The sequence below is a fragment of the Pedobacter hiemivivus genome, assembly GCF_004331685.1.
Lineage (GTDB): Bacteria > Bacteroidota > Bacteroidia > Sphingobacteriales > Sphingobacteriaceae > Pedobacter > Pedobacter hiemivivus.
On the sequence record NZ_SJSM01000002.1, the window covers coordinates 347,672 to 373,469 of the forward strand.

The 25,798-nt window shown below is 41.6% G+C and carries 16 protein-coding genes; 12 read left to right on the plus strand and 4 right to left on the minus strand.

Going from position 1 to position 25,798, the window contains the following annotated elements:
* The first annotated feature begins 9 nt into the window (after window positions 1-9).
* The 10 genes from EZ444_RS04620 to EZ444_RS04665 all read left to right on the plus strand — a co-directional run bounded on the left by EZ444_RS04620 (window position 10) and on the right by EZ444_RS04665 (window position 20,775).
* Window positions 10-597 (plus strand): RNA polymerase sigma factor, encoded by a 588-nt coding sequence (locus tag EZ444_RS04620; protein ID WP_131607548.1) that lies wholly within the window; start codon window positions 10-12, stop codon window positions 595-597.
* A gap of 74 nt (window positions 598-671) precedes the next feature.
* Window positions 672-1,787 carry a FecR family protein gene (locus EZ444_RS04625; protein ID WP_131607549.1) on the plus strand — a complete coding sequence of 372 codons (1,116 nt, stop codon included), beginning with the start codon at window positions 672-674 and terminating at the stop codon, window positions 1,785-1,787.
* Between the two features lie 116 nt (window positions 1,788-1,903).
* Entirely contained in the window at window positions 1,904-5,275 is a 3,372-nt protein-coding gene (locus EZ444_RS04630) for a SusC/RagA family TonB-linked outer membrane protein (RefSeq protein ID WP_131607550.1), read from the plus strand.
* Window positions 5,276-5,285: 10 nt separating this feature from the next.
* A complete protein-coding gene (locus tag EZ444_RS04635) occupies window positions 5,286-6,758 on the plus strand; it encodes a RagB/SusD family nutrient uptake outer membrane protein (RefSeq protein ID WP_131607551.1) in 1,473 nt (490 codons plus the stop codon).
* 34 nt (window positions 6,759-6,792) lie between these two features.
* On the plus strand, window positions 6,793-7,911 hold the full coding sequence (locus EZ444_RS04640; protein ID WP_225874633.1) for a TlpA disulfide reductase family protein: 1,119 nt from the start codon (window positions 6,793-6,795) through the stop codon (window positions 7,909-7,911).
* Between the two features lie 160 nt (window positions 7,912-8,071).
* The gene (locus EZ444_RS04645; RefSeq protein WP_131607553.1) at window positions 8,072-12,190 is read left to right on the plus strand and encodes a hybrid sensor histidine kinase/response regulator transcription factor; all 4,119 of its coding nucleotides are present in this window, start codon (window positions 8,072-8,074) and stop codon (window positions 12,188-12,190) included.
* 116 nt (window positions 12,191-12,306) lie between these two features.
* Window positions 12,307-15,447, plus strand: a complete 3,141-nt coding sequence (locus EZ444_RS04650) for a SusC/RagA family TonB-linked outer membrane protein (protein ID WP_131607554.1) — start codon at window positions 12,307-12,309, stop codon at window positions 15,445-15,447.
* Window positions 15,448-15,471: 24 nt separating this feature from the next.
* Window positions 15,472-17,022, plus strand: coding sequence for a RagB/SusD family nutrient uptake outer membrane protein (locus tag EZ444_RS04655; RefSeq protein WP_131607555.1), 1,551 nt, complete (start codon window positions 15,472-15,474; stop codon window positions 17,020-17,022).
* Between the two features lie 73 nt (window positions 17,023-17,095).
* The gene (locus EZ444_RS04660) at window positions 17,096-18,334 is read left to right on the plus strand and encodes an endo-1,4-beta-xylanase (RefSeq protein ID WP_131607556.1); all 1,239 of its coding nucleotides are present in this window, start codon (window positions 17,096-17,098) and stop codon (window positions 18,332-18,334) included.
* A 20-nt stretch (window positions 18,335-18,354) separates the two neighbouring features.
* Window positions 18,355-20,775, plus strand: coding sequence for a glycoside hydrolase family 3 N-terminal domain-containing protein (locus EZ444_RS04665; RefSeq protein ID WP_131607557.1), 2,421 nt, complete (start codon window positions 18,355-18,357; stop codon window positions 20,773-20,775).
* Window positions 20,776-20,780: 5 nt separating this feature from the next.
* On the opposite strand, the gene EZ444_RS04670 is transcribed toward EZ444_RS04665, so the two are convergent.
* The 3 genes from EZ444_RS04670 to EZ444_RS04680 form a co-directional block, all read right to left on the minus strand.
* The gene (locus EZ444_RS04670) at window positions 20,781-22,724 is read right to left on the minus strand and encodes a DUF2207 domain-containing protein (protein ID WP_131607558.1); all 1,944 of its coding nucleotides are present in this window, start codon (window positions 22,722-22,724) and stop codon (window positions 20,781-20,783) included.
* Between the two features lie 8 nt (window positions 22,725-22,732).
* Window positions 22,733-23,194 (minus strand): LemA family protein, encoded by a 462-nt coding sequence (locus EZ444_RS04675; RefSeq protein ID WP_225874634.1) that lies wholly within the window; start codon window positions 23,192-23,194, stop codon window positions 22,733-22,735.
* Between the two features lie 114 nt (window positions 23,195-23,308).
* Complete coding sequence (locus EZ444_RS04680) at window positions 23,309-23,599, minus strand: helix-turn-helix domain-containing protein (protein ID WP_317130111.1); 291 nt, start codon at window positions 23,597-23,599, stop codon at window positions 23,309-23,311.
* Window positions 23,600-23,785: 186 nt separating this feature from the next.
* Here EZ444_RS04680 and EZ444_RS27725 point away from each other — a divergent pair, with 186 nt between their 5' ends.
* On the plus strand, window positions 23,786-23,911 hold the full coding sequence (locus EZ444_RS27725; RefSeq protein ID WP_262711240.1) for a hypothetical protein: 126 nt from the start codon (window positions 23,786-23,788) through the stop codon (window positions 23,909-23,911).
* A gap of 20 nt (window positions 23,912-23,931) precedes the next feature.
* Entirely contained in the window at window positions 23,932-25,167 is a 1,236-nt protein-coding gene (locus EZ444_RS04690; protein WP_131607560.1) for a winged helix-turn-helix domain-containing protein, read from the plus strand.
* A 37-nt stretch (window positions 25,168-25,204) separates the two neighbouring features.
* Here EZ444_RS04690 and EZ444_RS04695 read toward each other — a convergent pair whose 3' ends face one another.
* Window positions 25,205-25,732: a DinB family protein gene (locus tag EZ444_RS04695; protein WP_131607561.1), complete on the minus strand. Its 528-nt coding sequence runs from the start codon at window positions 25,730-25,732 to the stop codon at window positions 25,205-25,207.
* Window positions 25,733-25,798: the final 66 nt, after the last annotated feature.

The window sequence follows — 25,798 nt, forward strand, 5'->3', positions numbered from 1 at the left end:
AATTTCTTTATGGCTGTTAAATCTTTTGTCAACGAAAGTGAATTGCTTAAACAAATAGCGATTGGAGACCAGCGCGCGTTTAAATTAGTATTCGACCATTACAGACCACAGATTTATACGTTTTCTTTGAAGTACCTGAAATCTGAATTACAGGCCGAGGAAGTTGTGCAGGAAGTTTTCCTTAAACTATGGAAATTGGAAGACCGCCTAACTACTATAAAAGACCTGGAAAATTACCTCCTCACTTTGTCCAGAAACAAGTCCTTCGATATGCTTCGACGAATGAAATTGGAGGCCAGGAGCATGGAACCGCTTGGAGATTGGGACAGGCTTACCAATGATACTGAGGAAGAAGTTTTGCTTAATGATACCCGGAAGGTACTGAACGATGGCATTGCATTATTACCGCCACAACAAAAACAGGTTTACCAGCTTTGCCATCAGGAGGGATTGAAATATGATGAGGTTGCAGCCAAGCTAAAACTTTCTCCGCAAACGGTGCAGCGACATATGAAACTGGCACTGCATTTCCTGCGGGATTACCTGAGTAAACATACCGATGTAGCCGCCATGCTGGTTATTTTGAAATTATTGTAAATAAAATCATTTTTTTCGTTTTCCATTGCCCCTCTTTTCCATCTCGCGCGTCCATATATAAAAGGGACTACTATATGGATCAGAATAACATAAAATATTTGCACCAACAATACCTTAATGATGCGCTTAGTGAGGCAGAGGCTAAGGAGTGGGAACAGCTATTGAATGATCCGGAACAGGAAGAGCCGCTGAAATTGTTAATGACGGCAACATGGCAAGGGATTATGCCTGCCGATCTTAAAGATATGCCTGCAGATAAAGCTGATTTAATGGAAAGATTTATTACAGCAAAAGATCAAGGCAGGACAGTTCGCTTGTGGCCACGTATTGCAATGGTTGCCGCAGCAATGACGTTGATTTTTGTTGGTGTTTATTTCTTTAAATCTGTCCGCCATCCCGAAGTAAAGAGTGTTGTTGTACGTAATGATGTAGCCCCAGGTTCAAATAAGGCGACCATAACGTTGGCCAATGGCAAAACAATTAACTTGAGTGGCAGCAAGAGCGGCGTTGTTGTAGATCGCAGCAAAATAGTTTACAATGATGGCAGTCTTGTTCAGAACTCCTTTGGTGTTCAAACCATCAGCACTCCCAGAGCGGGCACCTATCAAATCACTTTATCTGACGGAACAAAGGTATGGCTTAATGCAGCTTCCAGTTTAACTTATGCTGCGGGTTTAAATGAGAAAGGAGAGCGGAGGGTGAAGCTTAATGGAGAAGCTTACTTTGAGGTAGCAAAAGATAAGAGACATCCTTTTGTGGTTGAAAGCAGGGGACAGCATGTCGAAGTATTGGGGACGCATTTTAATATCAACGCTTATGATGATGAGGCGGTGATTAAAACCACCTTATTAGAAGGTAGCGTAAAAATAAACGACATCATATTAAAACCCAATGAGCAATCACTGCTAACCGGAAATGACATCAAAGTTCGACAGGTAGATACCGAAAATGAAATTGCCTGGAAAAACGGGGAGTTCATTTTTAAAGAAGATGACCTAAGAGCAACCATGCGTAAAATAGCCAGGTGGTATGATGTCGAAATCATTTATGATGCCTCTGCCCCTGCTATATTGGCACCTGGTGGCTGGGTTTCCCGATCAAAAAACATCTCTGCTGTATTGAAAATTATGGAAGCAACTGGAAAAGTTCACTTTAAATTAGAAGGAAGGAGGATCACTGTGACGCGATAGTTACACATCAAAATGCTTAACAAAAAAGGCCAAAAGTGCTTGAACACTTCTGGCCAATAGCTGGCATTACGTTAATAAAATTTCTGAAGATCATATCAACTTAACCAACAAAACAAATGTATAAAATTTATATCAGGAAACCGGGTATAGGCATATTCTGTTTCCATAAATTCTTGCTTGTGATGAAACTAACCACTATCATTTTAATCGCAGCAGTAGTACAGGTAAGCGCAGCTTCCTATGCACAGAAAGTAACCCTCGAAAAAAAATCAGCTTCGCTTGAAAGCGTATTTAAGGAATTGCGCAAGCAAACTGGTTATGATTTCTTTTTTGACCGTAACAGTATGCTAAAAGCCTCTCCTGTAACCATAAGTGTTCAAAATGCGGAGCTTAAAGATGTTTTGGAGCAATTGTTTGCGCACCAGCAACTGAGTTATTCAATAGAGAGTAATACGGTTATTGTGAAGGAGAAAACGCCTTCCTTTCTGGACAAGATTATCAATAGTTTTACGGTTATTGATTTGCGTGGCCGTATTTTGGATGATAAAGGAACGCCGCTTCCGGGGGCTACCGTGAAAATTAAAGGGACGAATATCATCGCGCTTGCAAATATAAATGGCGAGTTTAGAATAAATAATGTAAGTGAAGGTGCCATTCTGGTCATCAATTACATCGGTTATAATAGTGTAAGCCTCCCAGCAAAACGGGATATGGGGAACATCACACTTATGGTCAGTACCTCCCAGTTGGACCAGGTTCAGGTAATTGCCTATGGTACTTCCACCAAGCGTGCTAATACAGGTTCTCAGGCCGGAATTAAAGCGGCTGATATTGAAAAACAGGTGGTTAACAATCCCATCGAAGCTCTTATTGGCAGAATTACGGGCCTGGAAGTAACACAGCAAAGCGGAATGGCGGGAACGGCGTTTACCATTCGCATACGCGGATTGAACAGTTTACGACAAAACGCCAATGAACCATTAGTGCTGATTGACGGCATTCCTTTCCAAACAACATCGTTGTTGACCCCGGCGAGCATAGCAACAGTCAAGGAAATGAGTCCATTAAGCAGTTTGAACGCCGCTGACATCGAAAGCATTGATGTGCTTAAAGATGCAGATGCAACTGCCATATATGGCAGCCGGGGAGCTAATGGGGTTATCCTGATTACCACCAAAAAGGGTAAAGCGGGCAAAACTGCGGTAAATTTTAATATCTCCTCTGGTGCCGGCAAGATCGCCAGAAAGGCAAATGTGCTCAATCTCCGGGAATACCTGGATATGCGTTATGAAACATTCAGAAACGATGGTGCCGATTTCGAAAAATCTGCTTATGCCTGGGATCTTAATGATTGGGATACTACCAGGAATACCGATTGGCAGGACAAGCTGCTTGGTGGGACGGCGCGTTTTTCTAATATGCAGGTTTCCATGACCGGAGGCGATGAACGAACCAATTATAATTTTGGTGCGGGGTATCTCCGTCAAACCAGCGTTTACCCGATCAAATATGCAGATCAAAAATATAATGGACGTCTGGCCATTAACCATACGGCAACGAACCAGAAGTTTAAAGTACAATTTTTAGCCACGTATGGTTCTGAAGACAACAGGCTGCCAGCAGTTGATCTTGTTTCGGCTGCGCTTACGCTTTCGCCGAATGCTCCGGATCTGTATGACGCTCAAGGTAAGCTGAACTGGGACAATAGCCGCTTGCTTTGGGAGAACCCCATGGCAAAACTCCAGCAGACTACTCACAGCAAAACCAACACCTTCACTTCTAATGCGACAGTAAGCTATGAGCTGCCAAAAGGAATTGCATTGAAAACGTTATTCGGCTTTAACAATAATAACAACAATGCCCTCGATCTTCAGCCATCTACAGTGTTCAATCCATCACAGGCTGCCAGTCTGGCTGAATTCTACCGCAAATCTAATAATACAATAACCAATACCAGTACCTGGAATATCGAACCCCAGCTTACCTATACGACTAAAGTTGGGCCTGGAATAATCAATGTGCTTGCAGGGGCAACTTTTCAGCGAACAAGAACAAATGCTTTGACAAATACTGGCTATGGATATAAGGACGATGACCTTCTAAGTAACTTGTCGGCCGCATCAAGGATTACTGGTAGCAGGACATTAAGCGAATACAATTATAATGCAATATTTAGCCGGATTGGTTACAACATCGCTAACAGATACATTTTAAACTTCACAGGTAGAAGAGATGGTTCAAGCAGGTTTGCCCGCGGCAAGCAGTTTGGTAATTTCGGTGCTGTTGGTGCTGCATGGCTCTTCGCAGAAGAATCCTGGATCAAAAACTCCTTACCATTCCTGAGTTATGGAAAGCTACGGGGAAGCTATGGCATTACGGGTAACGATATGATTGGGGATTACGCTTACTTTCAGCTCTATAACAGCACCAATTTAAGATATGGACCTGCTGGCTATGGTGGTGACGGGGTATTAACCCCAGACAAACTGGAAAATGACAAGTTTGGCTGGGAAACCAACAAGAAGGCAGAAGCAGCCCTGGAGCTTGGATTTTTTAAGGACAGGATTTTATTCAGCACAAACTATTACCATAACCGTTCCTCTAATATGCTGGTAGATTATCCCTTGGCAGCGACTACCGGGTTTACCGGAATTATAAGTAATCTGCCTGCGCTGATACAAAACTCCGGATGGGAATTTGAATTGAATACGGTAAACCTAAAAAGTAAAAATTTTACCTGGTCCAGTTCCTTTAATTTAACCTTGCCTAAGAATAAATTAGTGAGGTTTGACGGAATCGAGAATTCCAGCTATAAGGATACGTATGTGGTTGGGCATCCGCTGAGTATGGTCAAAACTGTGTTGCCTTACGATGTAAATCCACAAACCGGGGTTAGAGAATTTAAAAATGCTCAAGGCATGGTCATCTCGCCTTATGAATTGACACTTAAGGATGTGGTTAACATTGTTGATCTTTTTAAGGACTATTACGGTGGATTGAATAATAGTTTCAGTTATAAAGGATTTTCCCTGGATGTTTTCTTACAGTTCTCAAAGCAGAGGGGCAACTACACCACCAGTACAGCATTCAGATCTAATCAGTTCAGTTTACCTGGTTTTATCGGAAATATGGCGTCGGACAAGTATGCAAACAGGTGGACCACACCCGGGCAGACAGGAGCAATGTTTCAGCGGTTAACGCAGGATCTTACTTTTGCGCAACCAGCAGCTATAGCAGCGCAACTTCAACCGTCATTAGATCCCGCATACTACTTGGATATCTCCTATTTACGCTTAAAGAACGTATCGCTTTCCTATACACTGCCCTCAAGTTTTCAGAAAAAACTAAGGTTGCAGAATGCACGGATATTTATTCAGGGTCAAAACCTGTTGACTTTTACGAACTATCCGGGAATGGATCCTGAAAACCAGTCGGGAGGTTTGCCTCCGTTGAAAATACTAACAGCAGGTTTACAGCTCACCTTTTAATATTTAAGTCATGAAAATCAGAAATATAAATATCATTGCAATTGGATGCCTTATAGTAGGCATATCCTGCAAGAAATTCATCGAGGTGGATGGTCCGCAGACTTCTATCACTCAAAGCGAGGTCTATTCCAGCAACGAAAAGGCAACGGCAGCAGTAAGCTATATTTACTACGATATGGTGGCTACAGATGCGTTTGCACAGGGCTATAGGGGCATCAGTATGGTAGGGGGACTGGCAGCAGATGAATTGAAGACCTATTCTTCACAAGTGGACTATACACAGATCAATACCAATGCGATATTGCCGGATAATATAAGTCTTTATGAAATGTGGAGCAATGCCTACACCAATATTTATCGGGCAAATTCTGTAATAGAAAATATTGCAAAGTCGCCCGCACTTTCAGATGCGGTTAAAAACCAATTAATTGGAGAGTCCAAGTTTATGCGCGCCTTCCTGCATTTTTATCTCTCAGGACTGTTTGGTAAAATTCCGCTGGCAATGACTACGGATTATAACATCAATACCCGACTGGAACGGAAACCACTAACGGAAGTCTACAGTACGATTGTTGCTGATTTAAAAGATGCCCAGTCACTGTTGTCAGATCAGTATTTAAGCGGAACAAATACCGTTACTACACTGCGTATCAGACCAAATAAAGCGGCTGCAACGGCCATGCTGGCTAAGGTTTATTTATATATGCAGGATTGGACAAATGCAGAGGCGCAGGCATCAGTCCTTATTGGAAACAGCACTTACGTGCTTGAACCAGATCTGCTTAATGTGTTTAAGGCCAGCAGCAGAGAGGCCATTTGGCATCTGCAGCCTGCCGTTACACCTATGTATACTCAGGACGGGGCGGCGCTACTTGTCACTGCAAATCCTGCAAGCGCAAGTTTCGGTTTTACAAACAATTCTGTGCTTACACAGTCACTTTACAATGCGTTTGAGCTTACAGATAAGCGAAGGGCCAATTGGATAGGAACGCTTACCGTACCTGCAGGCACTTTTAGATTTGCAAGCAAGTATAAATCGAATCCTGGCAATACGGCAACTCCTGAATTCCTGATGGCATTCAGATTGGCCGAGCAATACCTGATCCGGGCCGAGGCCAGGGCGATGCAGGGGAAACTGACAGGAGCTAACAGTGCAGCACAAGATGTCAATACGATACGGAATAGAGCTTTTGATACACCTGCACTAAAAGTAACCAATGCTACCACTTTGACCGAGATGATGGTTGCCATTGAATATGAGCGTAAGACAGAGTTATTTACTGAATGGGGAAACCGCATGATGGATATCAGGCGCTGGAAAGGTTTTGCCAATCCCGGGGTTAACCGTGCTGATGAAGTGATGCCAACGGTGATGTCAGAGAAAGGAGGTACCTGGAGCGCTTACAAAACCTTGTTCCCTATTCCAGTTGCCGATATCAGAAAGAATTCTAACCTGGATCAAAACCCTGGATATGGTCTTTAAACAAAAAACAAGCTTTATTAAAATAATTAAACAGATGAGAACGACAACGATATTATCCTTATTACTTTTAACGGGCACCTTAGCAGCCCAGGTAAAGAAACCCAAAGGCTTTACACTTAACGGTCATTTAGCCAACGCAGCTAGTAAAATGGTTTACTTTTCTGATGGAAGAAATACTGCCGAAAAAGTGTTTTACATGGACTCAACGCTTACGGATGCTATGGGCAGGTTTACTTTCAAAGGTATTATTGCCGAGCCTCGTCAGTTTCTTTTGCAGGTTAAAAATGCAAAAAGAGGCGCTATCATTTACATGGAAAATGCTAATATTCTAATAGAGGGGAATGCAGACTCATTAACAAATGTACGGGTTAAAGGGGCTAAAGAAGAAGCGATCAGACAGGAATGGATGAAATTAAATGATCCTGTAGCACAAAAAAAATGGGCAGATGAGATTAGCAGAGACTATGATACAGCTGTTGAGCGAAAGGATAGCGCTGCTATGAAGCTGGAGAAAGAAAAGCTGGGGATGAGATATACAGAAAATTTGATTAAGAAGATCAAAACCATCGTTGATAAATACCCCAATTCTGTGATGTCGGTGGATCTGATAGGTTTCGTGGCCACTTTCCAGGAAAATCATACCGCAGACAGCTTGTTGAAAGTGGTCGAACAAACTACTGCGGGGCGTTATACGCAGACAAAAGAGCTCAGAAAACAACTTAACATTACATTGAGTCAGACAATCGGGTCTAAGGCTCCCGACTTCCTGCAACCTGATACCGCAGGTAAGCTCATTTCTCTTTCTTCAATGAAAGGCAAATATGTACTACTTGATTTTTGGGCAAGCTGGTGTACGCCTTGCAGAGCCGAAAACCCTTATTTACTAAAAGCATATGCCAGGTTTAAGGATAAGGGATTTACCATATTGTCTGTTTCTTTGGATGGTGACCGAAAAGCCTGGCTCAGCGCCGTTAAACACGATAACTTATTGTGGCCACAGGTTGGCGATCTCAAGGCAGCAGCAAATGAAGTAGCCAAGTCATACGGGGTAAGGGGTATACCTGCTAATTTCTTAATTGATCCGCAGGGTAAAATCGTTGCGAAAAATCTTAGAGGAGATAAATTAGAAAAGCAACTGGAAAAATTGTTTTAATGGGGTCAGGGCCGGCATCCGCCGGGCCTGCTTTTAAGAATGCTATCGCTTTCTACACTGTTCCTTCGTGGTAGCGATTAGCAGGTAAAGTTCAGCGCGAAAGCGCTGAACTTTTATATTATTATACAAATAGAAAATATTCGGTTATCTTAATAGAATAATGAAGATTAGGGTTATTTTAATAATTATCAGTGTCAGCATCATACTGAACGGCATTTCTGCTGCTTTTGCACAAAGGACTGCGATCAGATTTAAGCACATTTCCTATAAAGACGGACTATTTCAAAGTCCACTGGTATCTGTTTTACAGGATAAAAGTGGTTATGTATGGCTCGGAAGCTGGAATGGTTTATCAAGATATGATGGGGTGGAATTCAGGAATTTTCGGCAAAGTGATGCTACTGATAAAAATATTAGCCACAACAGGATTAACAAGCTCTATGAAGACCGTGATGGGAAACTGTGGGTGGGTACAGGAGGCGGCCTTAATCTGTATAATAAAGAGACCGAGACATTTCTTCATGTTGGCATGTCAACCGGAAAAGGAGGCGAAAATTTTATTGCAGCCATTGAAGAGGATCGCCAGGGGGGACTTTGGGTGTCGACCTTTAAAGGGCTAAAGTTTGTTAATAAAGCAAAACATACCCTTGAAAACGTCTCTTTATGGCAAAAAACAGGGGAAGAAGATTTATATCAGGGTGTTTCCTTTTCCTTATTTCAGGACGATCAAAACACCATTTGGGTCGGAATTAAACATGGTCTGAAACGATTTGATCCCAAGACAAAAAAAGTAATTCCCTTACCGGAAGTCTTGCTTAAAAATAAAGAGCTGGTTGCTTCCAAAATTGTGGCGATTAACCAGGACGGGCAGGGAAACATCTGGTTTGGAACAGAAGAAAGCGGGTTGTTTAGGTATAGTGCAAAGAAAAACGAATGTACCCGGTATGTACACCAGGCAAATGATCAAAACAGCTTACCCTCAAACTGGATAAACGATATTTTAATAAAGGATAAGGAAATATGGGTGGCTACAAGGAATGGGCTGGCGATTTTCAGCGCTAAGCAAAATACATTTTCGAACTATAATCACGACAGTGCAGCACCCGGTAGCATCAGTGACGATTCTGTGTGGAGCTTAACGAAGGATAAGGCGGGAAACATCTGGATTGGGACCTACGCAGGGGGGATAAATATATATTACCCTGGTAATGGTAATTTCTCTAATATAGGAGAACGTATTGGCAACAATGTAGGTTTAAATAAACCTTTGGCCAATGCTATAGTTGAAGATAAGGAAGGGGGATTGTGGATTGGAACTTTTGGGGGTGGATTAAATTACATCAACAGGAACAAAGGCATTGCAAAATATTATTCAGTTGTAGATGTAAAAAACGGGAAATTAAGTAATGAGGTTAAAGCCATTGTCAATGATCGCCCCGGAAACCTATGGATTGGAACGTTGGATGGTCTCTGCACTTTTAATACCACTAACCAGGCAATTAAATATTTTGATCTTGAAATTTTAAACAACAAAACAGGTGCTAAGCTGATCAATACAATTGTTCCTGATCAGACTGGCTTATGGGTTGGAACAAATGGAGGTGGATTACGCTTTGTAGGTTACAATGGGCAGGAGCTGAAGTCATTTATGAATACCCCAAACGCGCAAAATAGTTTGGGCGATAATTATATTAATGCCTTGTTGAATGACGGGGATAACCTTTGGATTGCCACACAGAATGGTTTAAACAGGTACAATAAAACTGATGGTGCTTTTACCCTTTTTAAAAGGAAAAACCAGGTTGGCCTTGGTAACAATAATGTGCTTTGCCTTTTTAAGGATTCGCGACAAAGGTTATGGATAGGAACAGATGGCGGAGGACTAAACTGTCTGGATACTAAAACAGATAAAATTTATATCATTAGAAAGGTTGACGGACTTGTTGATGAAGTGATCAACTCAATTGTGGAAGACAATTCGGGTAAATTATGGGTTAGTACAAGCAATGGCCTATCTCAAATCAGTTTTAACAGCTTTGATTTTCCCTTAAAACCATCGGATTATAAGATAGCTAATTACACGGCAGCAAATGGGTTGTCGGGCAACCAGTTTTTAATTAATGCTGGTACCAAAACCCGTTCGGGTGAAATTCTGTTTGGTGGAATGAATGGGGTTACCGCTTTTTACCCAGAAAGGATTGTTAAAAACAGTTATAAGCCTGATATACTGCTAAGGGGGCTTTTAGTAAATAACAAACCACTTGATTTTGGAGCGCATTCTGCCTTAAAACTTCCTTTAAATGAAACAAATGAGATTACCCTTTCTTATGCGGATAATAACATTGCCATCAGATTCTCTGCTTTAAATTTTATCAACCCTGGAAAGAATACCTATGCTTATAAAATGGCTGGGCTCCAAAAGGACGACGACTGGTTCGTTATAGGTAACAAGAAAGAGGTGGGGTTTACCAATCTTGAACCTGGTTCCTACACTTTTAGCGTAAAGGCAGCCAACAATGATGGTGTCTGGAATGATGCAGTAAGAAGTATTGAAATTGTAATCTTACCGCCACTGTGGCAAACCTGGTGGGCCTATTTGCTGTATGCGGTCATCATTGGCACTATTTCCTATAAGGTTATTCAGTTTTTTAAAATAAGGGCCAGGTTAGAAAGGGATCTGTATAACGAACACCTGCAAAATGAAAGACAGGAAGAGTTTTATAAGATGAAGCTGGATTTCTTTACCAATATTTCTCATGAAATCCGTACCCCCCTTACTTTAATTCTGGGCCCACTGGAAAACCTTTATAAACGAACAGAAGCTGATGTGATGCTGAAGGGGCAGGTTTTACAGATCAAAAATAACGCGGAACGATTGATGCGCCTGATTACAGAATTGATGGATTTCAGGAAAGCAGAGACCGGAAATATGGTGCTTTATCTTCAAAAAAGTAATATCGTACCGTTCATAAAGGAAATTTACCTGTCTTTCCAATCGCTTGCCGAAAGCAGGGAAATCAAATACGAGTTCATTTCGGCCGAAACAGAAATTATGCTGTATGCTGACAGGAACCAACTAGAGAAGGTTTTTTTCAATCTCCTTTCCAATGCCTTTAAGTTTAGCGCTGAGGGTGGGAACATCAAACTGGAAATATTTACAGAAGATGATGCTTACTTAACGGTAAAGATCACAGACAATGGGAAGGGCATCCCCTTAGCCTACCAGGATAAGCTGTTTACCAATTTTTACCAGGTACAACCAAACAAATCGCAACCCGGTACGGGGGTGGGCTTGGCTCTTTCCAAAAACATCGTAGCACTGCATAATGGTTCTATCTCTGTGGATAGCAGGCCTGCTACAACTGACAAAGCAGGTTGCACCAGCTTTACGGTAAAATTGCCCTTCAGCCTTAAGGCATCAGAAAGTGTGCACATTGTACAGAATGGGGTCGATAATGAAAATGTAACCTCATTTCAGCTTCAGTCAGAAATGGATGTACTTACCTATAGCGTTTTTGAAGGGCAAAATAAAGCTTATACCATACTGTTGGCAGAAGACAATGATGAGCTGAGGAACTTTATTGCTGAATCTTTGCCCGGTTACCGGATCATCTCCTGTGTTAACGGTGCGGAGGCATTTGAGAAAGCCATCACGACGATCCCTGATCTGATCATCAGTGACATTATGATGCCGGTTATGGATGGTCTTGAGTTTTGTCGGAAAATAAAAACGGATGAAAGGACGAGTCATATTCCTGTGATCCTGTTAACTGCACTAGCAGCAGATATCCACCAGGTAAATGGTTTCCAGACAGGGGCCGATACCTACCTGACCAAGCCTTTTAGTACTAAAATTCTGGAATTGAATGTGCACAATTTACTCGCATCAAGAGAATTGATGCGAAAAAAGTTTGCCCAGCAAATCACCTTACAGCCGCAAAATTTGCCCATCAGCTCCCCTGATGAAAGGTTCATTAAAAAACTGATGCAGGTTATTGAAGACCATATGGAAAATCCGGAGTTCGGGGTTATTGCTTTAGGAAATGAAATGGGGATGAGCAAAACGGTTTTGTATAAAAAAATCTGTGCCGTTACTGATCTGTCTCCATCTGATTTTATCAAATCTATGCGTCTGAAAAAGGCAGCCTTTTTACTACAACAAAATGTACTGAGTGTAAATGAAGTCGCTTCATTGGTTGGTTTTAATGACCGGAAATACTTTAGCAGAGAGTTTAAAAAGCAACATGGTGTTTCGCCTTCAAACTTGGAGGTTAAATGAAAATCTGCCCTTAAAAGTAAATAAGTCATTTTTTACCCCTTAAAAAAACCATTTTTCACCGGCTTTTGAAGTGTTGATGCGCAGATTTGTCTAAACCATTTATAAATTTCAAGCGTATGAAAAAATTGTACCTGTTACTCATTTTATTATTTATGCTTTTTACTGGTGCCTACGCACAGAATATAACAGTAAAAGGTATTGTTACCGATTTGAAAGGCAGCCCTCTGGTGGGGGTAGCAGTAAAGGTAAAAGATTCAAAAACGGGAACCGTCACCAATACATCTGGTGCCTATACCATCACGGCACCCAATAAGCAGGCTGTACTTGTTTTTAGCTACGTTAGTTTTGTGACTGAAGAACGGGCGGCCACAAGCAGTATAATAAATGTTACTTTAAAAGATGACATCACAACCTTAAGTGATGTGGTTATCGTTGGTTACGGCGAACAGAAAAAGAAGTTGTTGTCAACCGCTATCAGTTCGGTAACTGCAAAGCAGATCGAAGACAGACTGGTTGCCACACCAGCGGAAGCTCTGGCTGGCCAGGTTGCAGGTGTGAATATTGCACAGGTATCGGGTGATCCTGGATCTGCACCCATCATACAGGTAAGAGGGATCGGTTCTATCAGTGCCGGTAACAGTCCTTTATTTGTAGTGGACGGATACCCCTTAAACAATGCGGATAACTTTAACCAGATCAATCCGGCGGACATTCAATCTATTGATGTGTTGAAGGATGCGGCGGCGGCAGCAATTTATGGATCCAGAGGAGGAAACGGGATCATTATTGTAACCACCAAAAAGGGAGTTTCTGGACTTACCAAGTTCAATTTTACTTCCAGTACAGGTTTTCAAAATGTAGCCAAACAAACAGATGTTTTATCCAGAGACGAGTATATCGATTACCTGACAGATGCATTTAAGAATGGCGGGAAAACAATACCCACTACCTATAGCGACCCTAATAATCAAAATACCAACGCAAATACCAACTGGCAGGACCAGATATTCAGAACAGGTATGCAAGGGAACTATGCACTCTCTGCCTCAGGAGGAAGCGATAAATTTAAATTCAACATTACGGGTTCTTACTATACTCAGGAAGGGATTATTAAAGCCACAAATTTTAACAGGTATACCTTAAGGGCAAATATTGATGCCGAATTGAGCAAAAAGCTGTCACTCAGCTTTAATGTTGCTCCTTCGTATACCATAAACGATCAGACGGCAACAGGCGGTGGTTTAAATAATGCTACAATCAATGGGATTGGAACCAATCCATCAGGAGTTGGTGGTACTGTGTTAAGTGCGCTGTTGCAGCCTCCAACATTGCCTGTCAGGTTTGCAAATGGCGACTATTCAAATATTCAGGCTATCCAGTCAGCAGCTACACAGGTTTTTAACGGGAACCCTTTTAATCCGCTTGCTGTTCTTGATCTATATAAAGACAGGACTTCTGTAGGTCGTATTTTATCTAGCCTCGGGTTAACCTATGAAATTATAAAAGGCTTGAAGTTTAAAACAAGCTTTGGGTTCGAAGCGCTGCAGACCAACCGTAAATGGTATGTGCCAGCTACACTAATGTCTGATAATGCACCCTTGGCAAATTTATCTAATCCTTTAATCGGAAATATCAGGTCGAGGATTACCACCGGAACCAATTACAATTGGGTATCAGAAAATACCTTGTCTTATAACAAGATTATTGGTAAAGACCATAATCTGTCGTTACTCGCAGGATATTCCCTGCAGAAAAATACGTACAATGAAGGGAGTCAGTTTGGCCAGAATGGTACCATAACCAATTCCATTGTAGAGTATCCGAATGCTTCAGGTGTGATATTAGGTACCGTCTCTTATAGTGATAATTCCCTGGTCTCCGCATTTGGAAGGGCGAATTATAGCTATAAAGACCGGTATTTGTTCTCTGCCTCTATACGTTCAGATGGTTCATCCCGTTTTGGCTCAAATAATAAATATGCGGTGTTTCCTGCTTTTTCGGCCGCCTGGAGAGTAGGTGAGGAACCGTTTTTAAAAGATCATCCTTATATCAGTGAATTAAAGGTTAGGGCGAGTTATGGTGTAACAGGGAACAATAATATTGGAGATTATTCCTGGCAAAGTTATGCTCAGCAGGTTAACTATATCTTTGGTTCAAATGCAGGAACGCAAACATTTGGTTTTTCTCCAAGTGCCTTTGAAAATAAGGACCTTACCTGGGAAACCAACAAACAGGTTGACTTTGGGGTAGAAATCGGCCTTTTTAAAGATCGTGTTTATTTAACTGCGGATGTATACCGCCGTATTACCAGCGATTTACTTTTTGCTAAAGATGTTCCCTTAACCATGGGTTTTGCTACTTCAATTTTAAGCAATGTAGGTGAAGTGAGGAATAACGGGCTGGAGCTGGCTTTGAAAACGAGTAACCTGACTGGCAAATTGAAATGGACTACTGATCTGAACATTGCGTTTGCCAGGAACAAAGTATTGTCCTTATCTGATGATGGTGCATTTTTGGGCTACCAGGCTGCTTTTGGATATGACAATGCAATCCGTTTGGTTCCTGGTGAATCAATGAGCAGTTTTTACGGTTATCGACAGATTGGGGTTTATAAAGATGCAGCTGATGTGGCCGCCAGTCCGAAATGGGTATCAGGGGGCTCAAATCCAGGTGATATCAAGTACGACGATGTTAACGGCGATGGTAAGATCGATGCAAGTGATATCACCAATATCGGAAGCCCACTGCCTAAATTTACCTATGGTATAACCAATAGGTTTAACTATAAGCAGTTTGAACTGAGCTTTTTGCTGCAAGGTGTATCCGGTAATAAAATATTTAATGCGTCTGATCGGTATGTCAACACTTATAATGGATCATTTAACGTACGCTCCAATGCTGTAAACCGATGGCGTTCTCCTGAAGAGCCGGGTGATGGAATGACGCCGCGGGCAAATACAACCATTCTTTCCTCGGTTCAGGTAGCTTCTTCCCGTAATATTTTTGATGGCTCATTCTTACGGGTAAGAAATGTAACCCTGGCTTATTCCATACCTACAGCATTTCTTAAAAATATTAAACTGAGCAATGCCAGGGTGTATTTGACCGGCGAAAACCTATATACCTTCACAGATTATTTCGGGTACAATCCGGAAGTGAACGTTTGGTATGGCGCCAGTCAGCCAAGATTTGGAGTAGATCAGGGGACTTATCCTGTAGCTAGAACATTCTCATTGGGATTAAACGTAGGTTTTTAACGTATAAAAGAAAAGGAGTTTTTTATGAAAAAATATCTGGCATTATCAATTTTATTACTGATTGCTGTGAGCTCATGTAATAAAGGTTTTTTGGACTTGAATGATCCTACACGCGTATTTTCGGAGGATTTATATAAAGATGCGAATGGCATTAACCTGGCTGTAAACGGTGCATATGCTTCGCTGCAGGATATATATGGCAGAAGTGCTACCGGAGGAACCGGATTGTATATTTTTGGCGATGTAGCTTCTGATAACAGTACTTCAGTATCAACAGGAGCGGGGATAGGTGATTTTGAATTCTTTATCACTGCACCTGAAAACGTAAACCTACTGTCCATGTGGAGGTCAATGTACAAGTGCATTGCCCGTTGTAATACCATCCTTGACAGGATAGATGCAGTAACAATGGACCAGGCTTTGAAAGACAGGTATAAGGCTGAAGTTAAATTTATACGTGCCTTAACTTATTTCAATGCCGTTCGGATTTGGGGCGGTGTTCCATTAATCACAAAAGAACTGAAAACAGTAAACGAGGCTTTGGCGTATGGAAGGGAAACTGAGGCTAATGTGTATGCATTGATAGAACAGGATCTTAAAGATGCGGAAAGTGCAACTACTGGACTTCCAATTTCCTATCCTGCGGCAACAACACCAACCTCCGGACTTGGAAGAGCTACGCGTGGCGCGGCAAAGGCATTGTTGGGTAAAGTATATCTTAACCAAAGGAAGTTTGACCTGTGTAAAGCAAAACTAGCAGAGTTGCTTCCTGTAGGATCCAATCCATATGGATACGATCTGCTGCCCAACTTTGCTGATGTATTTAGCATCTCTAATGAACTGAACAAGGAAATTATATTTTCAGTACGCTATAGTAAAACCGGGCTGGGCACCGGAAGTGCATTTTTCAACTGGTTTGCACCTACTGAAAGTGGATCGGCAATAGCGAAAGTAGGCGGTTCAAATGGCTTTAATACCCCGCGTAAAAGTTTGTTTAACGAGTATCCAAAAGTGTTGCCATCAAATCCCGCAACTGCTTTAACAACATCATTGGATAAACGCAGGGATGCCTCCTTTGGACGATTTCCACTTGCGGTTACCAATGAAAATGCGGTAACCACTTATTATTCTAAAAAGTATGTAGATGATCAGATGTCGATAGGTTTAGATGCCGACAATGACTGGATCGTGATCCGTTATGCCGATGTGCTATTGATGTATGCTGAAGCTGAAAATGAAATCAACGGTCCTGCAATTGCAAAAGATTACGTGAATTTAGTACGTCGCCGTGCTTATGGTAACACCACGGGTGACCTGACAGCTGCACAAATATTAAACCCTGCCAGCTTAAGAACAGCGATTGAAACAGAGCGTAAACTGGAATTAAATATGGAGGGCCACCGCTGGTTCGACCTGGTAAGGACAGATCGTGCTGTGCAAGTAATGAACGCACATTTTATAGCAGATCAAATTAAGATTGGAACGACGGTAATCAGCATTGGCGCCAATAATAAGCTTTTTCCGATACCACTTAAAGAGATCCAGTTAAATCCTAAAATAATTCCAAACCCTTAATCGGGAAATGCACACCTCATTGTCCTCAATTTGAATTTAGCAGATTGAGGACAATTGAACAATAAATACATTGATGAAAAATTATATACTTTCTCTGTTATTACCGGGAGTACTTTATTTAAACTGCGCTAAAGAACCTTTTAAGGTTCATGCTATTGATCATAATCCAGAATATGAAGCCTCGCAGACTGGAACATTGGCCGACACGGGAAAAGTTTTGCAGTCTGCCAATCCAAACGTGATGATCGGCGCCGGGGTGAACATCAATTTATTGGCCCAGGGAGGGAGCTATTGTGATTTGGTGAAAAAGCATTACAATAGTCTGACGGCAGAAAATGCCATGAAAATGACAAGCTTACAACCTCAGGAAGGGAACTTTAACTTTTCGGACAAAACCATTGAAAACCTGGCGCTTAATTTCGGAAAAAAACGTATTCATGGACATACGCTTTTGTGGCACCGCGGTTTGCCCCAGTGGGTAAAAAACTGGGAAACGGCAAGTCTGCCCGCTGGGACTACAAGATCCCAAAAGATGGATTCTATTATGAGCAGGCATATTAGAAATGTGGTCGCTAATTACGATAACCCTTCATCTATCTATAAAGATAATGGGGGAAAACCACTCATGAAATCATGGGATGTAGTAAATGAAGCACTTGATGACAATGGCAATTACCGTGCTGCAAAAGATATTGTTAATGGCGAGGACAAGGGTAGCATCTGGTATAGAACGATTGGTAAATCCTATGTAGAAAAAGCATTTACTTATGCCCGTCAGGTTGCGGAAGCCAGGGGAGATACAGAATTGAAGCTTTTTTACAATGATTACGGACATGATTACTCCGCAAAAAAGCTGGATTCTATTTATAAGCTGGTTATGGCGCTAAAAGAAATTAAGGTAAATGGAAAACCTATTATTGATGGTATAGGCATGCAGTTCCACATCAATGTAAATACCTCCATGACAAATGTTAAAATGGCGCTTATAAAAATGAAATCTACAGGTCTGTTGGTACACATGTCTGAACTGGATCTGGGTTTGAATAAACCAGGATTGCCTTTTTCTGCTGCTGTACTGGATATTCAAAAGCAGAAATATAAAGATGTTGCCATGTTATACCGCAAATATGTACCTGCAAACCAGCGTTGGGGCATTACATTTTGGAATGTCGGGGATGAGGATTCCTGGTTAACTTACAATGGTAGTACGCAGGTGGATGCGGCTTGTTTATTTGATTTGAATTATGCTAAAAAGCCGGCTTTTTTTACTTTTTACGATGGCTTGTACCTGGATATACCATCCTCATATTAACAATTACAATTATACTTTACATGAACCTTAAGCTCATTTTTTATTATCTGGTATTCCCCTTTTTCGTATGTAGCATCTCAGCTTTTGCTCAAAAAACAAATACCTCTATTTATCACAAAGGCTGGATTGATTTTGATAAAAATGGCAGAAAGGATGTATTTGAAGATCCTCTGCAACCTGTGGAAAAGCGTGTGCAGCAGTTGTTGTCGTTGATGAGTTTGGAAGAAAAAACCTGCCAGACGGCCACTTTATATGGTTACGGAAGGGTTTTAAAGGATGAGCTTCCAACACCGGAATGGAAGCATAAAATATGGAAAGATGGGATCGCGAATATAGATGAGCATTTGAATGGTCTGGCTTATCACCCGAAATCCAAGACCGCCTATTCTTATCCATTTAGTAAACATGCTGAAGCGATTAACCAGGTTCAAAAGTGGTTTATTGAGGAAACTCGTCTGGGTATCCCCGTTGATTTTACGAATGAGGGGATTCATGGGCTGAACCACGACCGGGCGACCCCTTTGCCATCGCCTATTGCGATTGGAAGTACCTGGAACAAAGCATTGGTTTATCAGGCAGGGGCAATTGCAGGGCGCGAGGCGAAAGCACTAGGTTATACAAATGTGTATGCGCCGATTTTAGATCCGGCCCGTGACCCCAGGTGGGGACGGGTAGTGGAATGTTATGGAGAAAACCCATTTCACATTGCGGCACTGGGTAAGGAGATGGTCTTGGGCATACAGGATCAGGGTGTGGCTTCCACACTGAAACACTATGCAGTTTATAGCGTTCCTAAAGGCGGGCGTGATGGAGATGCCCGTACTGATCCGCACGTGGCACCACGTGAAATGTACCAGCTTTATTTGTATCCGTTTATGAAGGTGATTAAAGAAGCCGCGCCGATGGGGGTAATGAGCAGTTATAACGATTGGGATGGAGTACCGATAACCGGGAGCCATTTTTTTTTGACAGAGTTACTGCGTCAGAAATTCGGCTTCAATGGTTATGTGGTTTCGGATAGTGAAGCCGTTGAATATATTTTCACCAAGCACAATGTGGTGTCTGACTATAAAGGGGCTGTTAAACAGGCCGTCGAAGCTGGTCTTGATGTAAGGACTAATTTTACAAATCCTGACGATTATATTTTACCGTTAAGGGCCTTGGTGAAGGAAGGCCAGGTATCAATGAAAACACTGGACGAAAGGGTAGCAAGTGTACTTAGGGTCAAATTTAGACTTGGACTTTTTGATCAACCTTATGTTCAGGATCCTAAGGCTGCGGACAAAGTTGTGCACACCCAAAAGGATGAAGAGTTTGCCATGGAGATAAACAGGCAGGCGATGGTTTTGCTGAAAAATACAGGTGACTTATTACCACTTGACAAACATAAACTGAAAAATGTATTGGTTACAGGCCCTCTGGCAACGGAAGAAAATTATGCAACAAGCCGTTATGGGCCTTCAAATAATCCCGTGACCTCTGTGTTTGAAGGTATAAAACAGTACCTAAAGGGCCATGCTTCGGTAGCCTATGAAAAAGGCTGCGATATCGCGGATGCCAATTGGCCGGAAAGCGAAATCATTGCCAGTCCTTTAACCGCTGAAGAACAAGCCGGAATAGAGAAAGCGGTATCAAAGGCAATATTGGCCGATGTCATTATTGCTGTAGTGGGTGAGGATGAAAAGCGTGTTGGTGAAAGCTTGTCGAGAACCGGCTTGGGATTGCCGGGGCGGCAATTGCAGCTTTTACAGGCGCTGTATGCAACAGGTAAACCAGTGGTTATGGTTGGCATAAATGGGCAGCCATTAACCATCAATTGGGAAAATAGATATTTACCTGCTATTTTGCAAGCCTGGTTTCCCGGCCCACAAAGTGGTAAGGTTATTGCCGAAACGCTTTTTGGCGATAACAATCCGGGAGGAAAACTGTCTGTTACTTTTCCTAAATCTGTAGGGCAAATTGAATATAATTTTCCTTTTAAACCCGCTTCTCAAGCCGGACAGCCTTCCAGTGGTCCGAATGGTTATGGTAAGACGAGTGTTAATGGGGCTTTATATCCTTTTGGATATGGCCTAAGTTATACCAAATTTGAATATAGTAATTTAAGGTTGGATAAAGATTCTATTTATGCCGGTGCTGATATTCATGTTTCTGTAGATATTACCAATAGGGGTAAACTAATGGGTGATGAAGTGGTTCAACTCTATGTAAAGGATTTTGTAAGCAGTGTGACTACTTACGATTTTGATCTTCGTGGTTTTGAACGTATCAGGTTGAACCCTGGTGAAAAGCAAACTGTAAATTTTGTGCTTAAGCCAGATGATCTGGCATTGTTGGATAAAAATATGAACTGGACAGTAGAGCCGGGGAAATTTAAGGTGATGATCGGGAGTTCTTCAGAAGATATCAGGCTAGAAAAAGTATTTGTTGTGAACAATTAAGAGCCTTACCAGCCACCACCACCGCCGCCGCCACCTCCTCCACCAGAAGAACCACTACTGCTACTTCCAGAGCTCCAGCTTGAACTTCCTGATGAGCCAGAGGAAGAGCCTGTATCTGGTTTACTATCGCTGACCGCGCTACTAAATGGTACGATAAAACCTTTGGCAATACGAGGATAATAAAACTTGTCGCCTTCATACCAATCAGGACTGTAATCTGCCTCATTGAGCAGCTCTTCAAATTTGGCTCCCCAGGCATTTTCTACATCAAGGGCAAGCGCATAAGGCAAAAATTTCTCAAACAATTCTGGGCTGTGTTCCGGCGGGTTCAACATATTTAAGCGATGCTCCTCTGCCGTTTCCAAATACATTTTAAATCCTTTGATCTTACTTATAACATCAGTTCCTGCTACTGTAGGTGCCCTAATCAGGTAGACATATAGTGCATACATGATGGTGCTGGCTACGATGAATATAAGCGAAATTATAGGTAATTTGCTTAGGTTAGAAAGGAGCATATACAGCGGAACCCCACCGAAGCCAGCTCCCCAAATGATCAGAAAAATTCCTACGGGCAAAGATTCGCCTATCATTTTGAATCCTGCAAAGAAGCAAAATCCTCCGATCACGACAAAGGGGCTGAGAAAAAGGAGCATCAAAGGAGTGCCAGTTTCCACAAAAACCATGAATACAACAAATACAGCCAGCGTAATTAGGGTTGATTTGATTAAAGATTTTTTGTGACTAATGAAAAAACCTTTTAAGTCTAGCTGTGGTTTCAATCTATCCTGATGTGCATTTTTTGCTGCATTTATGGTCGAACCATTTGATTTATTGATGTATATTCTATTTCTTTTGTTGAAGAAACGGACGTAAATGGCATCTTCTTCTTTCGACAGCACATTTGTTAAACCCGTTGATTTTTCAACAGCGTAATCTTCTTTTTTGAGGCCTGCTCCTTTGCTGATTTTTATGACTTTTTTAACCGCCATATTGATGATCGAGATGGCAAAAGACTTATCATCTATTTTTTTGATATAAAAATAGCGGAGTAGGGCTGGGGACCAGTTATTTGGAATGTTAAAACTGGGGATGATGACTGGTTCTTCCGGATCCCGTCCATAACGCGACCAGCTGATGTAATAATAAGTTCCGAGACCGATGAGCAACAGAAGAGTCAAGGTTATTTTCAGATAATCCTGGTAAAAAAGTTCGAAATTAGATGGCCTGTGTATAATCCCTTTGGTAAAAGCTGAGGCGACGGTAAATCCACTTCCTGATGGCAGACTTTCAGTAGTTTGAAAGCTTACAGACTGGTCGGGATTGATGTTGATGCTACAGTTTTTACTGGTTGAACCACGAGGACCAGTATAACAAGCCGTATTGCCAGCTAGTGCGCCATTAGGAAGTACAATGGTAGCAGAGGCTTTTTCTATTTCGAAATCCCACTCACTACCGGTAACATTCCAATAAATTTCATCATAGGTTTTAAAGAAACCAACCTGCCCTTTAGTTTGATAATTGATTTCATACGTGTAGATACCTGGCTTAAGCATAATATCTTCGTTTCCCATGTATATACTGCGAATGCTACCATCGCTTTTGGTCTTGTAGTTTTCCTTCTTTCCATTCTTTAAAATGCTTGTTATTTTAAAGTCTGCAGATTTTCTGTCGCCAAATATATCTTTACGATATACTGGGATGCTCCTAACAATACCGCGTTTAATCTGATCGCCAGATGCATAAACCTTGATTTTTTCAGACAGATACATCATGCCGGAGGTATCAATCCTGATGTCGGTGTGAAAAGAAATGATTCTTTCAGATTGGTTATTCTGCTCAGTTGCTTCTGTAAGTGGTTCCTGCGCTAATGTTTTTGTGAACAAAGCTGGAATGAGCAATACGATCAGTGACAGCCTGAGCAGCGAAAATAGATGTTTAAGTTTCATAAGGTGATTTAAAAAGAAAGCTTTAGCGGTTCGCGTTCTGCAGAATTGTTTATTTCGAAGAAAATGCCGTTTTCGAACCCAAAGATGGATGCGATAAGGTTGGAAGGGAAGGATTGAACCTGAATGTTATTCTCCCTCACTGTGCCGTTGTAATACCTTCGGGAGAGTTCAATTTCAGTTTCTATAGTTTCCAGTTGAGTTTGGAGCTGTTGGAAATTGGTATTTGCTTTCAAATCAGGATAATTTTCAGCAATAAGCATCAATCTGCTGATGTTTTCTGAAAGATGGTTTTCGGTGTTAATTTTCTCCTGATTTTGTTGAGCCTGAATCGCTTGATTACGCAGCCGAACCAGATCTTGCATTAGTTTTTGTTCATGACTGGCATAACCCTTAACCGTTTCAATGAGGTTAGGAATCAATTCATACCGTTTCTTCAAATACACATCGATTCCGCTCCAGGCTTCTTTCATCCTGTTTTTTTTGTTCACAAGTGTGTTGTAATAAAATATGCTGCCAACTATCAGCAAGCAAATTAGGGCGATTAAAATATATAACATAGGTAGGAGAAAGATAGGGAATTAAATCTAATTCAGGTTTCTATACTCATTCGGAGTATATCCCACATGTTGTTTAAATGATCGGCTGAAATGTTGCGGATATTTAAAACCTAACTCATAAGCGATTTCGCTTACAGACTTAGAAACATCAAAAATCTTTTCTTTCGCAATATCCATCGTTTTCAATTGGATGTATTCCTGCGCGGATTTACCGGTTTCTTTCTTGATGAGATCGCCGAAATAATTCGGCGATAAATTTAACTGATCGGGCTTGTCGATACCGCGTTCTAGTTCATACCTGATCTTAGTATAGCGCAAAAGTCATGGATCACACCGATTCCCTGCACCACTAAATTACATCGCCTGGAAGAAAATATTGGCGCGGTAGACTTGCAGCTTAGTGAAACCGATTTGAATCAAATAGAAGCCGCTGCTACGGAAATACAGATACAAGGTGGTCGTTATCCTGAGCATTTGCAAAAGAGGGTTGGCAAATAAAAAGACATGGAGAAAAAATTAGAAATAGAAACTGAAGGTTTTAAACCCGCACTTGCGGAATATTTCACTGGAAAAGCGTTTGTAAGAATACCCTCTGGGTTTAGTCAAGGGGGACCTTTGGTTAATGCTTAATTCTGGGTATTTTTGTTTTAATGTCGCAACCATTTAACAAAGAAGATTTAATTCAAGGCAAGGCCATAGCGTGGGAAAGTCTTACGAAACAGCAAGCACGGAAGATTATCCTTGAAGCCGCCGGACTCGCCCGGAAAGTACAGTTCGGGACGGGAATTGAGGCTGTTTACCGAGTGATTGACCATTTGGGTTTTCTGCAGCTGGATACGAATTACGTCGTGGAACGTGCCCATCACCATGTCATGGCCGCGCGTGTACCGGACTATCAAACGGAATGGCTGGCCGAGCTTTGCGAAGATGGTCGTATTTATGAGTACTTCAGTTCGGATGCAGGTTATCTTCCCATGCGCGATTTTCGCTTTTCACTGCCTGTAAAAAAGGCTTTTGAAACGCAAGGGAAACCGCTTAGCAAATCGGAAATGAATTTAATGAAGGAGATCCTGGATCGGGTGGAACGTGAAGGGCCATTAATGGTTGGGGATTTTGAGAACGACCGATTGGAAGCCAGTTCGGGCTGGTGGGATTGGCGACCAGCCAAGGTTGCGCTCGAAAGGCTTTACCTTGATGGGACGCTGATGATTACCCGCACCAAAGCTTTCCAGAAAGTCTACGATGTGCCGCTCAACTTAGTGCCGCAGGAAACAGACTTAACCATACCCACCGATGAAGAATACGCCAATTTTGTCATCTGCCGTACCTTAGGTGCATTGGGCATTGCTTCCGTTAAGGAAATGGCCTGGCGCGCCCGTCGTGTGAAAAGTAACCTCGTCAAAAAGGAGCTGGAAAAAATGGCTCAGAGCGGCAAAGTAAAAATTGTAGTTGTCGATGGCCTGAAAGGTCCGTTCTATATGCTCCACAATCAGGAAATTAACATTAAACTATCGAATGAAGTCTTCATCCTTTCGCCCTTCGATATCCTCAACGTCTTCCGTCAGCGCTTAAAGGATTTTTTCAATTTTGATTACCAGATCGAATGCTTCGTGCCCGCTCCCAAACGCCTGTATGGTTATTTTTCACTACCTGTACTCGCAGGAGAAACTTTTATCGCAAGGATGGATGCCAAAGCCGACCGTAAACAAAAAGTACTGATCGTCCATAACATTCATTTTGAACCCATCGATCTTGAGGAAATCATTATTGAAAAGTTTATTCAAGCCTTAAAAGCATTTGTCCAATTCAACCAATGCCAGGATATTATCTTCAAGCGATCCAATAATCAAACTTACCTGGAAGCGATCAGTAAAAGTTTTTCCTAGTTATGTTTATAATATGGATATCTATAATTATTTGATATTAAAACAGTTTTTCCTGCGGAGGCTTAACTCCGGCCAATCGAAGATATACTGTTGTTTGGCCCCTGTGATGTGTTTGGTGTTCAAAGTCTTTTTCTAAAGCCATTCCTTTAGTCATATCGAAACGTCCAAACAATTTGATGGGTTCAGTCAGTTGTGCCTCTGTCATCTTTTTTATATTATCGATCACAAAATCATAGCTAGCCAGCACTAATGTACTCACATTAGATTTTGATTTATCGCCAGTTTTCTCCAGTTCACCCTGACCATATGGACTTTTCGTACCTATAGCTGCCGAAGCGAAACCGTAGTTGGCATCTGCCAGGTGCAATAGTTGTTCCGCGAAAGATCGCATTTCTGGAGTAGGCTTTAAAGCATAACCACTTTCGGGCATTGTCTCTAAGTATTCTTTAGTATAAGCCTTCGCTCTTTCCCATTCCTTTACGATATCTGCTACTTTTTCTTGTGCCTTTGCCAATTGACCACCTATGATTAAACATAGTACAAGTGCTAAACTTTTAAGTTTCATGTTTTTAGATTTTAAGGTTAGTATAATAAATTTAACGTTTTTCTATGGTTTTAAACCTTCATGTCT

Bases quoted from the DNA above. Each gene is read 5' to 3' on its own strand.
- EZ444_RS04645 (WP_131607553.1), top strand. From the start codon at position 8,072: ATGAAGATTAGGGTTATTTTAATAATTATCAGTGTCAGCATCATACTG.
- EZ444_RS27725 (WP_262711240.1), top strand. From the start codon at position 23,786: ATGGAGAAAAAATTAGAAATAGAAACTGAAGGTTTTAAACCCGCACTT.
- EZ444_RS04665 (WP_131607557.1), top strand. From the start codon at position 18,355: ATGAACCTTAAGCTCATTTTTTATTATCTGGTATTCCCCTTTTTCGTA.
- EZ444_RS04635 (WP_131607551.1), top strand. From the start codon at position 5,286: ATGAAAATCAGAAATATAAATATCATTGCAATTGGATGCCTTATAGTA.
- EZ444_RS04625 (WP_131607549.1), top strand. From the start codon at position 672: ATGGATCAGAATAACATAAAATATTTGCACCAACAATACCTTAATGAT.
- EZ444_RS04670 (WP_131607558.1), bottom strand. From the start codon at position 22,724: ATGAAACTTAAACATCTATTTTCGCTGCTCAGGCTGTCACTGATCGTA.
- EZ444_RS04655 (WP_131607555.1), top strand. From the start codon at position 15,472: ATGAAAAAATATCTGGCATTATCAATTTTATTACTGATTGCTGTGAGC.
- EZ444_RS04695 (WP_131607561.1), bottom strand. From the start codon at position 25,732: ATGAAACTTAAAAGTTTAGCACTTGTACTATGTTTAATCATAGGTGGT.
- EZ444_RS04650 (WP_131607554.1), top strand. From the start codon at position 12,307: ATGAAAAAATTGTACCTGTTACTCATTTTATTATTTATGCTTTTTACT.
- EZ444_RS04630 (WP_131607550.1), top strand. From the start codon at position 1,904: ATGTATAAAATTTATATCAGGAAACCGGGTATAGGCATATTCTGTTTC.
- EZ444_RS04660 (WP_131607556.1), top strand. From the start codon at position 17,096: ATGAAAAATTATATACTTTCTCTGTTATTACCGGGAGTACTTTATTTA.
- EZ444_RS04640 (WP_225874633.1), top strand. From the start codon at position 6,793: ATGAGAACGACAACGATATTATCCTTATTACTTTTAACGGGCACCTTA.
- EZ444_RS04675 (WP_225874634.1), bottom strand. From the start codon at position 23,194: ATGAAAGAAGCCTGGAGCGGAATCGATGTGTATTTGAAGAAACGGTAT.
- EZ444_RS04690 (WP_131607560.1), top strand. From the start codon at position 23,932: ATGTCGCAACCATTTAACAAAGAAGATTTAATTCAAGGCAAGGCCATA.
- EZ444_RS04620 (WP_131607548.1), top strand. From the start codon at position 10: ATGGCTGTTAAATCTTTTGTCAACGAAAGTGAATTGCTTAAACAAATA.